Here is a 13,931-nt window from a genome sequence, read left to right as displayed (position 1 = left end):
TTAATCATGCCTCGATCATTCCCAATCTTTTTGCTTTTATCCGTACTTAATCTGATACTCACCGGCTGCGCGGAATTTCAACGGCGCGAGCTAAAGCCCAACGAGTCAGCCACGCAACTGCAACGGCGCAGCCTTGCAAGCCCCGAATTGTTGAATTTTATTCAGTCGGCAACGCCGGAAAAATCAAGCAATGCCAGCCAAACCTGGAATCTGGACCGGCTGACGCTGGCGGCGATTTTCTACCACCCGGATCTGGCAGTGGCCCGCGCTCAAGCGCAATGGGCGGCGGCCGGCATTAAGACCGCCGGGCAACGTCCCAACCCATTCATCACGATTTCGCCTACCCTGGTGCGCAATTTGGCAACCGCCGCCGTGCCGTGGATTGCAGCAAGTTCCATCGGCATTCCCATTGAAACCGCCGGCAAACGCGATTACAGGATTGAGAAGGCCAGCCAACTGGCCGGCGCGGCCCGCTTACGGATTGCCGACACCGCCTGGCTGGTACGCGGACGATTGCGGGCGGCGTTGTTGGAAGCGTTCGCCGCCGAGCAAACGGTGCGATTTGCCGACCAACAACTCGCCGTTCAACAAGCCATCAATCAACGCCTGGAACAACAATTGGCCGTCGGCGAAATCGGGCCGTTGGAAATCAGCCGCTCGCATTTGGCGCTCAATCAAGCCAAACTCAATGCCGATGCGGCACAAAAACGCGTAGCGGAAAGCAAGGTGACGTTAGCAACGGCCATCGGCATACCGGTCGATGGCTTGGCAAACGCGGTCTTCGACTTCAATGATTTTGCCGTCAATCCGGCTTTGCAGGACGTTCCCGTCGGCGTGCTAAAAACACAAGCCTTGCACACCCGCCCCGATATGTTGGCGGCGTTGGCCGATTACGAAGCTTCCCAGGCGGCGTTGCAGCTTGAAATCGCCAACCAATACCCGAATCTGCAAGCCAATCCCGGTTATTCCTGGGAAATGGGCGAACACCGCTGGACGCTGGGTTCGACGTTACCGTTGCCGCTGTTCCATCAAAACCAAGGCCCGATCGCGGAAGCCGAAGCCAAGCGAATTGAGATGGCCGCGCGCTTCGAAGCCTTGCAGATGAAAATCATCGGCGACATCGATCGGGCGCATGCCGGCGTCGCGGCGCTGATGGATAAATGGCGGGATAGCGAAAACCAAGTCCAAACCCAGAAACGCAACTCGATGGCGATGCAAGCCCAGTATCAAGCCGGCGAAACGGACCGCGTGGCGTTGCTGAGTACCGAACTCGAACAAATCTTGGCGGAACGTGCCCGGTTGGATGTACGGGTCGAAACTCAACAGGCGCTGAACGGATTGGAAGATACGCTCCGCCAACCGCTGCATTCGGTACTTACGTCCACTTCGATTGCCGAATTAGCCGCGATGGAACCCAAGCCATGAAACCCATCGCGTGGTTAACCCTGATCGCCGCCGCGGTCTTTGGCCTCATGGCATTACGGCCGGCAGCAAACGCCGAAAACGAGACCGCAGTCGAAACCGAAGTGGCTGTTAAAATCGCCCGGATCACAAAAACCACGCTCTACCGCTACGTCGTGGCTTATGGCATGGTCGAACCGGAACCCGCGATGGCCGGCAAACCGGCGGCCAGTTCCAAACTCGCGGCGCCGGCGGCCGGCGTTATAGCGCGAGTATTTTGCGAAGAAGGCCAATTCGTTAAAAAAGGCGCCGTCTTGTTCGAACTCGACAGCCGCGCCGCCGATGCCCTGACCGCCAGAGCCAAGGTCGCCGTCGAATTCGCGCAGAAGAATTTTGTCCGCAAACAGCAATTGAATGCGGCGGACAATGTATCGCGCAAACTCTACGACGAGGCCGAACAACTGTTGCAAACGGCGCGCAAGGATCTGGCGAATGCCGAAACGCAACGCGATCTGCTCACGATCAAAGCCCCGCTGGACGGCACCGTTGCCGCAATTCATGTCAAAGCCGGCGAGGCCGTCGGCCTCAATAATATTTTGGCCGATCTGATCGACCTGAAACGGCTGGATGTCGCCCTGAAAATTCCCAGCCAGGAAATCGGCGCCGTTCGCTTGGGCCAGTCGGTCGAGTTCGAGCCAGGTTCGCCAGCCGATCAACCCGTGGCTGGACAAGTCGTATTCATCAGCCCGCAAATCGATTCCCTGACCGATACGATTTTGGTCCGGGCGTCCTTGCCCGGCGGTGCCGGGGTCCGCGCCGGGCAATTCGCTCGGATGCGTGTCCGGGTAGAAGCATTGACAGACCGGCTGACCGTACCCGTCGAGAGCGTGGTGCATAGCGATAGCGGCAGCACGCTGGTTTTAGTCGACGGCAACCGCGCGAAACGGGTGCCGGTCGAAACGGGACTGCGCGACGGCAACCGGGTGGAAATAGCCGGCGATCAGTTGCACGAAGGCATGACCGTGGTGACTGAGGGCGCTTATGGGCTGCCCGATGAAACGCGCATCCGGGTTATCGAATAATGCTGTCGTCCTTTGCCTTTCCGCTCCGCCATCGCCTGGCCATCGTGTTCTTGTGCGTTGTACTTTGTCTGGCCGGCGCCTACGCCGCGTTGAACATGCCGTCGTCGATTTTTCCGCGCACCGATTTTCCCCGCGTGGTGATTTTGATCGATAACGGCGTCATGCCCGCCAACGAAATGATGGCGACCATCACCCGGCCGGTCGAGGAAGCCATGAAGGACATTCCCGGCGTTACCACGATACGTTCGAAAACCGGGCGCGGTTCGGCGGAAGTCAACGTGTTTTTCGATTGGCAGACCGATATGGTGCAAGCGGAGCTGTTCGTGCAAGGCCGGCTGGCCAACGTGCAAAAATCCCTGCCGCCGACCGCAACGTCCGCCGTATGGCGGCTGACCTTTGCCGCGTTTCCGGTGATCGGTTTAAGTCTGACCGGTCCCGGCCACTCGCTGACGGAATTATGGGAAACCGCCCGTTACACGCTGCAACCACGTTTGCTGCGCATCCCCGGCGTCGCCCGGACCGGCATCGTCGGCGGGCGTGTGCCGGAATATCACGTCGTCGTCGATCCGTTGCGGCTGCAAGCCGTCAATCTGAGTCTCAACCAAGTCGCCGATGCATTGCTCAAAAACAATCTTATCGTCCCCACCGGGATGCTGGAAGAAGACTATAAGCTATATCTAACCGTGGCCGACGGCCGTATTCATTCGATCGAGGAACTGGAAAATCTGACGGTGTCGATGCCGGCAGCGGCGCCGGTTCCGTCAACGCCGCCGCAAACCGCGACGGCAACCGCGCATCCGATCCGCATCAAGGATTTTGCCCGCGTCGAACGCAGCCAGGAACCGGCGTTTAATATCGTGACGGCGGATGGCGTCAATGCGGTGTTGCTGAACATCTACAGCCAGCCGAACGGCAGCACCCTGGATATAGCGCGGCAACTCAAGCAGGAGCTGGAGAGCTTGAAACAAAGCCTGCCGCCCGGCATGCGGATTCAGGTGTTTTACGACCAGTCGCTATTGGTAGGCGACTCGATCCGGAGCGTCTGGGAAGCCATCGTGTTGGGGCTGATATTGTCGGTCGCGATTTTGTATGTGTTCCTGAAAAACTGGGGTACTACGCTGATCGCGGCGGTGGTCATCCCGGTCACGGTATTGGCGGCGTTTCTGGTCCTGCACATCAGCGGTCTGGGCTTTAATTTGATGACCTTGGGCGGCATTGCCGCCGCCATCGGTTTGATTATCGACGACGCCATCGTCGTAGTGGAAGCGATTCATGCCAAGTTGCAGCAAGGGCTGGAGCGTCTGAACGCAGTTACCGAGGGTCTGGCGGAAATCTTCCGGCCGTTGCTCGCCTCGACCTTGACGCCGGTCGTGGTGTTTATTCCGCTGGCGTTTCTGGACGGCGTCGCCGGCAGTTTTTTCAAGGCATTGGCGCTGACCATGGTGGTGTCGCTGCTGGCCTCGTTGCTGTTGGCGGTGACGCTGATCCCGGCCTTGGCCAGTTGGTGGCTTGCTTCGCCCGAACAGGCCGTACATCCGGCAAAACTCGCGGCGATGCCATCCGTAGCGATTGAACAGCCCGCAACAAGCGGTTGGTTCGGCAAACTGAGTAAGGCCTATGAAAAAAGCCTGCATTGGGCGCTGCAACAGGCCAAGCCCGTTCTCGCCGTTTGCGGCTTGATCTTGCTATCGGGAGTTTGGCTGTATCAGCAGTTGGACAGCGAGTTTTTACCGTTCATGGACGAAGGCGGCTTCGTACTGGACTACCATGCGCCGTGGGGCACCAGTCTTGCCGAAACGGACCGGCAATTGCGGCAAGCCGAAACCCTACTGCGCTCGATGCCGGAGCTGGACGGTTATTCCCGGCGGACCGGCGCGCGCTTGGCGTTGGGGCTTTCGCAGGCGCACAAGGGCGATTTTCTGGTGAAACTGAAACCGGATCGGCAACGCAAAACCGACGAAGTGGTTGCCGATCTGCGGCAACGGCTGCACGCGGCGGTGCCGGGCCTGGAATGGGAGTTCGCCGGCATCCTGGGCGATCTGATCGGCGATTTGACCTGGTCGCCGCGGCCGATCGAAATCAAACTGTTCTCGACCGACGTGCAATGGCTGAAACAAAAAGCCCCGCAAGTGCGAGCGGCGCTGGACACCGTTCCCGGCGTGGTCGATAGCTTCGACGGCCTGGAAACCACCGGTCCCTCGTTAAGTTTGCGCGTGCGCTATAGCGACGCGATGCGCTTCGGGCTGACCGCCAACGATGTGGCCGTCGCCGTCTCCACCGCCATGCTGGGCCAAAAAGCCTCGTACGTATTGGAAGGCGACCGAATCGTTAATATCCGGGTGCGTATGAAGTCCGAAGCCAGCCGGCAAATCGCCGATCTCAAGGAACTGCCATTGCGTTCAATGGATGGCCGTACCGTCAAGCTATCGCAAGTGGCCGATAGGGTGGTCGATCCCGGCCAGTTGGAGTTGCATCGGGAAGACCTGCGGCAATTGGTGGCGGTTTCAGCGCGCCTGGAAAATCGCGATTTGGGCAGCGCCATGACCGACATCAAAGCCAAACTGGCGCAAGACCCCAGCCTGCCGGCCGGCGTACTGGAGTTCGGCGGCCTGTTTCAACAGCAACAGGAATCGTTCCAAAATCTGCTCATGGTATTGCTGGCGGCTATTTTCCTGGTGTTTACCGTGCTGTTGATCGAGTTCCGCTCGTTCCGCGAACCGGTCGCGATCTTGTTCGGTTCGCTATTGGCGATGTGCGGTACGCTGATGGCGTGGTTCTTGACCGGGACTTCGGTTAATATCGTGTCGTTACTCGGAGCCATTATCGGGATTGGCGTGGTCGCGAAAAACGGTATTCTGATGCTGGATTCGGTGCATAAGCTAAAAGGGCAAAACAAGAACTTGGAACAGGCGTTGCTGGAGTCGGGACGGCGGCGCTTACGCCCGGTATTGATGACCTCGTTGGCCGCCGCGTTGGGCTTGTTGCCGTTGGCCTACGGTATAGGCGCCGGCTCGGATATGCTGAAACCGTTGGCGATTGCGGTGATCGGGGCCTTGGTTTTGTCGGTGTTGCTGTCGTTGATTGCGACGCCGAGCTGTTATTTTGTGCTGCAACGCCGGGCAGTACCGCATCAATCAACACGGAAGGATGACATTAATCGATGATGACGATGACTTCACACTGGTTTTTTTGGGCGCTGTTATCGGCCGTCTTTGCGGCGCTGACCGCCATTTTTGCCAAAATCGGCATTCAAGGTATCGATTCCGACTTGGCGACACTGATTCGCACGGCGATGATCGTTGTGATTTTGGCGGCATTTGTAGGCTTTGCCGGAAAATGGAGCAATCCCTTGCATTGGCCGGCCAGAACCTGGCAGTTCCTGGCGCTGTCCGCCCTGGCGACAGGCGCTTCGTGGCTGTGCTATTTTCGCGCCCTGCAAATCGGCGAGGCCTCGAAAGTGGCGCCGGTGGACAAGTTCAGTCTGGTGCTGGTCGCGGTGTTTGCGTTTGTTTTTTTGGGCGAGCGGCCGAGCCTTCGCGAATGGAGCGGGATTGCGATGGTTGCGGCCGGTGTTTTGACATTAGCCTTTAAACGTTGATGTCTAAATCGACACAAGGAATCTTCAATCTCTTATGGATCAATGGCTTATTATTTTATCGGCGGCTCTCGCCGCCTCGATTGTCGCTGGGATTGCCGGCACGGGCGGCGGCATCATTTTGTTGCCGGTTTTAGTCGCGTCGTTCGGGGTACGCGATGCCGTGCCGTTGTACGCAGTTGCTCAATTGATCGGCAATCTGAGCCGGGTTGGCTTCAATTGGCCGCTGATACGATTTCCGGTGGTGTTCTGGTTTGCTTTGGGGGCGATACCTTGTTCCATCTTGGGCGCCTGGCTGTTCACCCGAATGCCGGACACCGAACTGTTTAAATTTTTAGGCGGATTTTTGATCGGCTCCGTCATTTGGCGGCGCTGGTGTAGCCGCTCGAATACGAGCTTTAGCGTGCGTTGGTTTGCGCCGATTGGCGCCGTTTTTTCATTGGTGTCGGCGATTGGGGGCAGTGCCGGCCCTTTCCTGGCGCCATTTTACCTGTCCTACGGCTTGGTCAAAGGCGCATTTATCGGCAGTGAAGCCTTAGTTACCGCGATCATGCACATCGCCAAACTGGCTTCTTATCAGGAGTTAGGGGCTATATCCCCTGCGGCGTGGATGAACGGGGTGGTCGTAGGCTCGGTGATGATCTTGGGTACTTACACCGGCAAAAATCTGCTCGAAAAACTCTCGGCACAAATGTTTATGAACATGATCGAAGCCGCCATAGCCGGTTTTGGTTTATGGTTTTTGCTCAAGTGATTGTTAAGCGGACGGCGACTTTACTATGCGCATTTTGATTGTCGAAGACGAAAAGAAAACCGCCGCCTATTTGCAAAAGGGGCTGAGCGAACACGGTTTTGTGGTCGATAGTTGCCACGACGGCGAAGAAGGCTTATTGCTGGCCGCGACCGTGGAATACGACCTGATCATTCTCGACGTCATGGTGCCGTTACGCGACGGCTGGTCGGTGCTAGCGGAATTAAGACGGCGGGGCCGGAAAACGCCGGTGTTGTACCTGAGCGCGCGCGATACGCTGGACGATCGGGTCAAAGGCCTGGAACTGGGCGCCGACGATTATTTGGTCAAGCCGTTTGCGTTCGTCGAATTGCTGGCTCGGATTCGCTCGATTTTAAGACGTGGGCCGGTGCGTCAGGCGGAGCACTTGCAATTGGCCGATTTGTCCCTGGACCCGATCCGGCATAAAGCCTATCGCGGCGGGCAAGCGCTGGATTTAACGCCTAAGGAATTTACGCTGCTGGCCTTATTCATGAACCGGCCCGGTGAAGTCCTGTCGCGGACGCTGATTGCCGAACAAGTGTGGGATGTCCGTTTCGACTGCGACAGCAATATCATCGATGTCGCGATACGCCGCCTGCGGCAGAAGATCGACGATCCGTTTCCGCAAAAACTGTTGCATACCGTGCGCGGGATCGGCTATGTCCTTGAACAGCGTTGATCCTGCTCGCCCCTGGTCGATGACCGCCCGATTGACGGGGCTGTTCTCGTTGGCGGCATTGCTGATTTTTCTGGGCATCGGCTTTTATTTGTACCGGTCGTTGACTGAGACTTTTGCGCAAGACAATCGGCAGTTTTTATTGAAGGAAATCCAGTTACTGCAAAACGTATTGGCGGAGCAGCCGCTGAATTTGGAGCGTTTGGCCGACGAACAACGGGAAGGACTGGATTTGCCGACCGGCGAATATTACTCGCGTATTCTGGATGAGCAAGGACATAACCTGAGCGAAACGCCGGGGATGACGGCATTGGCTGCGATGCTGCAATTTCCTCGGCATTCCGGATCGCAACCAGGCAACGAAACAATCCAAGCGCTGCCCGACGGCCGGTACTTTATGCTGATGACGGCAATCAGCAATGCAAAGCCAAAGCATACCGTCCAGATTGGCCTGGACATTTCCCATCAAGCCGCCTTGCTGACCGAATACCGGCGCAATCTAGCGGCGACCCTGCTGATCGGCTTGCTGTTTTCCGGCTTGTCCGCGTTGGCGGTTGCACGACGTGGACTGAAGCCATTGGCGATCATGGCCCGCCATATGGAAGGCGTGACCGCGGCCCAGCTCCATGAGCAATTGGTATCGACCGATTATCCCCGTGAGCTGTTAGACCTGGCTGTGGCCTTTAATGCGATGCTGAGACGCTTGGACCAGTCGTTCGCGCAATTGCAGCAATTTTCCGCCGATTTGGCTCATGAGCTGCGCACGCCGGTCAATAACCTGACCGGCGAATGCGAGGTGATACTGGGCCAGCCGAGAAGTGTCGGCGAATATCGCAACATCCTCGAATCCAATCTGGAAGAATACCGCCGCTTGGCGCAAATCATCGAAACCCTGCTGTTTTTGGCCAGAGCGGACAACACCGAAATTGCGTTGCATAAAATCGGTCTGGACGCGCGCGCCGAGATCGAAGCGGTTTGCAGTTATCTCGACGCATTGGCGGAAGAAAAGCGCATTTGCTTGCTCTGCCAGGGCGAAGGCGAGCTTTATGCCGATGCCCAATTATTTAAACGGGCCCTCAGCAACCTGCTGGTCAACGCCATCCAACACACGCCGGTCAACGGCGAAATCCGCATTTCCATTCAAACAACGGATGACGGCGGCGTCGATATTCGGCTGCAAGACAACGGTTGCGGGATTGCCGCCGAGCACTTGCCCAAGTTATTCGACCGCTTTTACCGGGTGAATTCGGCCCGCTCCGGGGAAGGCTGCGGTTTAGGGCTCGCGATTGTTAAATCGATTATGGAATTGCATCGCGGGCGGATCACGATTACCAGCGAGTTAGGGGAGGGAACCCTGGTTACACTGCATTTTGTACCTGACCGGAGGAATTAAAGTGTGCTGCGACTGTGTCAATACAACCCAAAAATTTGGCGAGAAGTTTTGACACAAGAGGATATTAAACCGAAATTGCGAGAAGGGGTGGTTGGAGTACTGAATGATTCAAGGGAAGCTGGAAGCTTTGTCAGACACGCATAATCAAGACCTTAGCGAACCCTGAGTTCTGGATAAGCCCTTATGCCTGAATCCCGTTCAACATTGCCTCGACCGCGTCGGCCAGTAAGCCGTCGAGTAGAATGGAGGAGGTGGGATGATCGATGCTGTCGGTGCTCCAGAGCGTTTTTACGCCGGCATTGCGAATCACCCGCTCGGCGTCGCCGCAAAACAGCGCATGGGTCACCACCGCATAAATTTCGGCCGCGCCTTTTTCCTTCAGCAATTCCGCCGCCTTAGCCAGCGTCCTTCCGGTGCTGGCCATGTCGTCGACGATTACGACCGGCTGCTTGCGGTAATCGGCGTCGGGCAGTTGCAAGGTCACTTCGGTATCGCCGAGACGGATTTTTTCCGCCACCCGGAAGGCAAAGCCGGTCATTCCGGCGAGCGCTGCCGTCCATTGCCGCGATTCGCTGTCCGGACCGAGCAATAAAGCCGTACCGAGTTTTTGTTTCAGAAAGGCGGCGATCGGCGCGGTCGCGTTCAAACTGATGGCGTGATCGAGCGGTATGGCCTGATTCAGGCGGTCGATCCGGTGCAGATGGGGATCGACCGTAATCACGTCGTCGAACAGATCCGCAAGCCAGCGGCCGATATGCCGCTGGCTGACCGCCACACCGGGCCGGTTCGCGAAATCCTGCCGCATATAGCAAAGATAAGGCGCGATCAGCGTCAGGCGTTTGACGCCGAGTTCCCGCGCCGTGCGGGCGCCAAGCAATAACTCGATCAGCTTGTCGTTCGGTTGGTTCAGGCTGCGGCAAAACAACACCCGTTCCGGCAATTCGGAGGGCAGGGCGACGAAGCTTTCGCCGTCGGGAAAATGGTGGACTTCGACTTCGGCAAGCGGCAGCCCGAGGCGCGCCGCCAGGCGCTGTGCCTGCGGCAGATAGTCCGAAAAGGCCAAGATCAGCATGACGTTAAGGAAGCTCTGAATAAGTGGTTTTTATAAGCGACACCGTGCGACATCCGTGGCACCTCGCCGAAAATGGGCAAATCCTTCCCGGCAGCGCCCGCTATCGGGGTGATTTCACTCAGTGTTCTCGGTTTTCCAGGGCGAAGGACAAAGGTCTCCCTAGGTCGGCTGCAGCGCCTGCCGAACGTGATAAAGATTGCCCAGGGCAAACAGCAAGTAGAGTTGTTGGGCATTCTTGAACAGCCCCCGGTAACGCACTTTGGTATAGCCGAACTGGCGCTTGACGATCCGGAACGGATGTTCGACCATGGCGCGTAACGGCGCCAGCATGTGGTTGTGAAGGGCTTGCTCTACCGGCAACTCCTCACCCTTCCCTCGCTTGAACGGAAAGGCCCAAACCGGCTCACCTTCCAGGCGATCCGCCGCCAGATTCCGGTCCTTGCGGGTATAGGCCCGATCGCCCAGCACGACCCGTTCCTCGCCGTGCAGCAACGCCTCCGTCATGACCCCATCCGCCACCTTGGCGGTGGTCATCTCCACAGTATGCACTAACCCCGACTCGGCATCGACCCCAATGTGCGCCTTCATCCCAAAGTGGTAATTGTTCCCTTTCTTGGTCGAACTCATCTCGGCATCCCGTTTGCGCGCCCGGTTCTTGGTGGACGGCGGGGCAGCGATTAATGTCGCATCGACGATCGTGCCTTGCCGTAGCAACAGGCCTTTTTCGGCCAACAGCGCCGCCGTTTCATCAAATAGGGTTTGTGCCAACTGATGGCGTTCCAGCAGATGCCGGAACTTGAGGATCGTGGTTTCATCCGGCAGGGCGTCCTCGCCCGCATCGAGCCCGGCAAACTCGCGCAGCAGCGGCATGTCGTGCAATACTTCCTCCATCGCCGGATCGGAATAGCCGAACCACTGCTGCATCAGGTGAATGCGCAACATCGTCGCCAAGGGAAAGGGGCGGCGGCCTCGGCCCGCTGTCGGGTAGTGCGGCGCTATCCGGCTCGTCCACAAACTCCAAGGCACTACCTGCTCCATCTCTTGGAGAAATTGCTGCCGCCGAGTCTGTTTCGGTTTCTTCACAAACAGTGGGGCACTGAGTCCGAGTTGCTTCATGGCGGGCACCTATCGAAAATGGCAAGCTGCGGATATTTTATCCCAGGCGTAGGACTTATTCAGAGTTTCCTTAAAAGGTGATCAGCGGTTTAAGCAGCTCGGCGTTACTGCCCAACGTATAGCCGTCGTTCTGCATTGCCAGATTTTGGGCGAAGTTGAAGTCGGCCGGGAATTCCGCATGGATTCGGTACAGTATTTCGCCTTTTTTGACCGGGCTGCCCAATTTTTTCAACAGATCGACGCCGGCCCGTTTCATCATCGGCGCGCCGGCCATCCGGGCGATTTTGGCCATCTGCAGATTGTCGATCTCGGTCACGATGCCGTCGCTTTTGGCGGCCACTTCGTGGCACAGCGAGCCGGGACTGAAATCGACCGGTTTCGGACCTTGCGCCTGGATGATTTCGTTCATTTTCGCGCAGGCCCGGCCCGATTCGAGAATGTCGCGGGCGATCGCGTACCCCTGGCCGCCGCGCACGTCGGGATCGAATTCGATGATGCGTCCGGCCAATTGCAGCGCTTTCTGGCGCAAATCGGCCGGCGCCTCGGGATCGTTTTGCAGCACCAGCATCACGTCGCGGGCTTCCAGCGCCGGACCGATGCCGCGCCCGATCGGCTGGCGTCCGTCGGTGATCATCACTTCCAGATGTAGGTTCAGCCGGTCGCCGACGAATTCGAACAGCTTGCGGAGAGCCAGCGCCTGCCGCATTTGCCGGACTTTCGCCGAAGGCCCGACCGGGATATCGACCAGCAAATGCGTCGAGCCGGCCGCGAGTTTCTTGGATAGAATCGAGGCGACCATCTGGCCTTGGGAGTCGATCCCCAGCGGCCGCTCGACCGCAATCAGCATATCGTCGACCGGCGCGAGCCGGGCAGTGCCGCCCCAGGCCAGGCAGCCCCGCTCGCGGCGCACGATGTCGTGCAGTTGCGTGGGGCTCAGATTCACTTCGCAGAGCATTTCCATCGTGTCGGCCGTGCCTGCCGGCGAAGTGATCGCCCGGCTCGAAGTTTTCGGAATCAACATGCCGTGCGCGGCCACGATCGGCACCACCAGCATCGAGGTCCGGTTGCCGGGAATGCCGCCGATACAGTGCTTGTCCGCCACCAGAGGTTCGTCCCAGTGGATCCGGTCGCCGGATTGCAGCATCGCGCGGGTCAGATACAACAGTTCGTCGCGATCCAGGCTGTTTTGGCCGGTTGCGACTAAAAATGCCGCGATTTCCATCTTCGAATAACGGCTTTCGACGATGTCGTCGGTAATGCTGTCGAAATCGGCCCGGTCGAGCCGTTCGCCGTTGATCTTGCGGCGCACCGCATCCATCGATTTAGGTGGCTCGGCATGATTGACGGTGACCATGCTGCCTTCGACACAGTTGAATTGCTGGAAAGCCTGTTCAGACAAACCGAGTTCTCCCGACTGTACGATCGAAGCATCGTCGACGACATTCAACACCGCCAGGATCTTGATGCCGTTCAAACTGATCTGGATTTTGGACAGCGCCTGAAAACCTTCCGCGCGGTAAACTCCGCATTCGCGGTGCATATAGGCCACGTTTTCATGATAGGTATCGATCGCGATACGGCGAAGTTGCAGAGTGTCGATGCTCATGGACGCGTTTTCGTTCGGGTGGAAAACGATAATGCGTTTTAACGCACCGATTGTCAACTGCGCCGATCTTTACACCCAGGGTCCCGGATGGCATAGTATCCGCCTTAATGAAGCTGACGGCCGGAGTTTGTTTGTTCGAGCTTCCGCTGGGCGAATCGGATAAGTTTCTTTGGGTCGATGAACAAATGCAAATGGGCGCTGAGCAGCCCGCAAATGGAGAATTACCACGATGCCGAATGGGGCGTGCCGGTCCACGACGACCGCCTGTTGTTCGAATTTCTGGTACTGGAAGGCGCGCAGGCCGGGCTGAGCTGGTCGACGATTTTGCGCAAGCGCGAAAATTATCGGCAGGCGTTCGATCATTTCGATCCCGAAACGGTAGCGCGCTACGATGAACGCAAGGTCGAGAAACTTTTGCAAAATCAGGGCATTATCCGCAACCGGTTGAAAATCGAAGCGGCTGTGGCCAATGCGCAAGCCTTTTTGCAAGTTCGGGAGGCATTCGGCAGTTTCGACGCATATCTCTGGCGCTTCGTGAATGGCGAACCGGTCAATCATTACTGGAAGCGCCACGATGAGCTGCCGGCTTCGACGCTGATTTCCGAAATCATGAGCCGCGACCTGAAGAAACGCGGCTTCAAATTCGTCGGGCGCACGATTTGCTATGCCCATATGCAAGCCACCGGCATGGTCAACGATCATACGGTCGATTGTTTCCGCCATGCCGAAATTACCCGTCTTTATCATTCGCAAGACAAGGAGTGAACCGCCATGCGTTTTTTACACACAATGATCCGGGTCCGTAACCTGGACGAGTCGCTCGATTTTTTTTGCAACAAACTGGGCCTGATCGAAGGCAGAAGGATGGAGAGCGAAGCGGGCCGGTTCACGCTGGTCTATCTGCATGCGCCGCTGGATTCCGCGCAGTCGCAAACGATGCAGTCGCCGGAAATCGAACTGACCTACAACTGGGATCCCGAAGTCTATACCGGCGGACGCAACTTCGGCCACCTGGCATTCGAAGTCGACAATATTTACGAAACCTGCCAAAACCTGACGAATGCGGGCATCGTGATCAACCGGCCGCCCCGCGACGGGCATATGGCGTTCATCCGTTCGCCGGACCAGATATCGATCGAGCTTTTGCAGAAAGGCGGCCCGCTGCCGCCGCGGGAACCCTGGGCGTCAATGACGAATACGGGAACCTGGTAAAATTCG

Annotated in this window: 12 protein-coding genes; 9 read left to right on the top strand and 3 right to left on the bottom strand. The window is 57.6% G+C overall.

Annotated features, from left to right (window positions below; genetic code table 11):
* Positions 1-150: 150 nt before the first annotated feature.
* From METAL_RS10205 to METAL_RS10175, 7 genes are read left to right on the top strand one after another with little or no spacing between them, the layout of a single operon-like run.
* Positions 151-1,425, top strand: coding sequence for a TolC family protein (locus METAL_RS10205; RefSeq protein ID WP_245549342.1), 1,275 nt, complete (start codon positions 151-153; stop codon positions 1,423-1,425).
* Entirely contained in the window at positions 1,422-2,483 is a 1,062-nt protein-coding gene (locus METAL_RS10200) for an efflux RND transporter periplasmic adaptor subunit (protein ID WP_005372064.1), read from the top strand. Before METAL_RS10205 ends, METAL_RS10200 begins: the two co-directional genes overlap by 4 nt.
* Positions 2,483-5,647: an efflux RND transporter permease subunit gene (locus METAL_RS10195; RefSeq protein ID WP_005372063.1), complete on the top strand. Its 3,165-nt coding sequence runs from the start codon at positions 2,483-2,485 to the stop codon at positions 5,645-5,647. Before METAL_RS10200 ends, METAL_RS10195 begins: the two co-directional genes overlap by 1 nt.
* Positions 5,648-5,652: 5 nt before the next feature.
* Positions 5,653-6,081, top strand: coding sequence for an EamA family transporter (locus tag METAL_RS10190; protein WP_213069359.1), 429 nt, complete (start codon positions 5,653-5,655; stop codon positions 6,079-6,081).
* Positions 6,082-6,115: 34 nt separating this feature from the next.
* Positions 6,116-6,832: a sulfite exporter TauE/SafE family protein gene (locus METAL_RS10185; RefSeq protein WP_005372061.1), complete on the top strand. Its 717-nt coding sequence runs from the start codon at positions 6,116-6,118 to the stop codon at positions 6,830-6,832.
* A 25-nt stretch (positions 6,833-6,857) separates the two neighbouring features.
* On the top strand, positions 6,858-7,529 hold the full coding sequence (locus tag METAL_RS10180; protein WP_005372060.1) for a heavy metal response regulator transcription factor: 672 nt from the start codon (positions 6,858-6,860) through the stop codon (positions 7,527-7,529).
* A 19-nt stretch (positions 7,530-7,548) separates the two neighbouring features.
* Entirely contained in the window at positions 7,549-8,919 is a 1,371-nt protein-coding gene (locus tag METAL_RS10175; protein ID WP_245549341.1) for a heavy metal sensor histidine kinase, read from the top strand.
* Positions 8,920-9,100: 181 nt separating this feature from the next.
* Here METAL_RS10175 and METAL_RS10170 read toward each other — a convergent pair whose 3' ends face one another.
* The 3 genes from METAL_RS10170 to METAL_RS10160 all read right to left on the bottom strand — a co-directional run bounded on the left by METAL_RS10170 (position 9,101) and on the right by METAL_RS10160 (position 12,713).
* Positions 9,101-9,991 (bottom strand): ribose-phosphate diphosphokinase, encoded by an 891-nt coding sequence (locus METAL_RS10170; protein WP_005372058.1) that lies wholly within the window; start codon positions 9,989-9,991, stop codon positions 9,101-9,103.
* Positions 9,992-10,150: 159 nt separating this feature from the next.
* Complete coding sequence (locus METAL_RS10165) at positions 10,151-11,107, bottom strand: IS5 family transposase (RefSeq protein WP_005369238.1); 957 nt, start codon at positions 11,105-11,107, stop codon at positions 10,151-10,153.
* 70 nt (positions 11,108-11,177) lie between these two features.
* Positions 11,178-12,713 carry a thymidine phosphorylase family protein gene (locus METAL_RS10160; protein ID WP_005372056.1) on the bottom strand — a complete coding sequence of 512 codons (1,536 nt, stop codon included), beginning with the start codon at positions 12,711-12,713 and terminating at the stop codon, positions 11,178-11,180.
* Positions 12,714-12,890: 177 nt separating this feature from the next.
* Here METAL_RS10160 and METAL_RS10155 point away from each other — a divergent pair, with 177 nt between their 5' ends.
* Both METAL_RS10155 and METAL_RS10150 read left to right on the top strand, forming a co-directional pair.
* Positions 12,891-13,478, top strand: a complete 588-nt coding sequence (locus METAL_RS10155) for a DNA-3-methyladenine glycosylase I (RefSeq protein ID WP_005372054.1) — start codon at positions 12,891-12,893, stop codon at positions 13,476-13,478.
* 6 nt (positions 13,479-13,484) lie between these two features.
* Entirely contained in the window at positions 13,485-13,925 is a 441-nt protein-coding gene (locus tag METAL_RS10150) for a VOC family protein (protein WP_005372052.1), read from the top strand.
* The last annotated feature ends 6 nt before the right edge of the window (positions 13,926-13,931 follow it).

Source organism: Methylomicrobium album BG8, assembly GCF_000214275.2.
Lineage (GTDB): Bacteria > Pseudomonadota > Gammaproteobacteria > Methylococcales > Methylomonadaceae > Methylomicrobium > Methylomicrobium agile.
The sequence above is the reverse complement of the archived record's forward strand: the minus strand, read 5'-3'. Positions and strand labels throughout refer to the sequence as shown.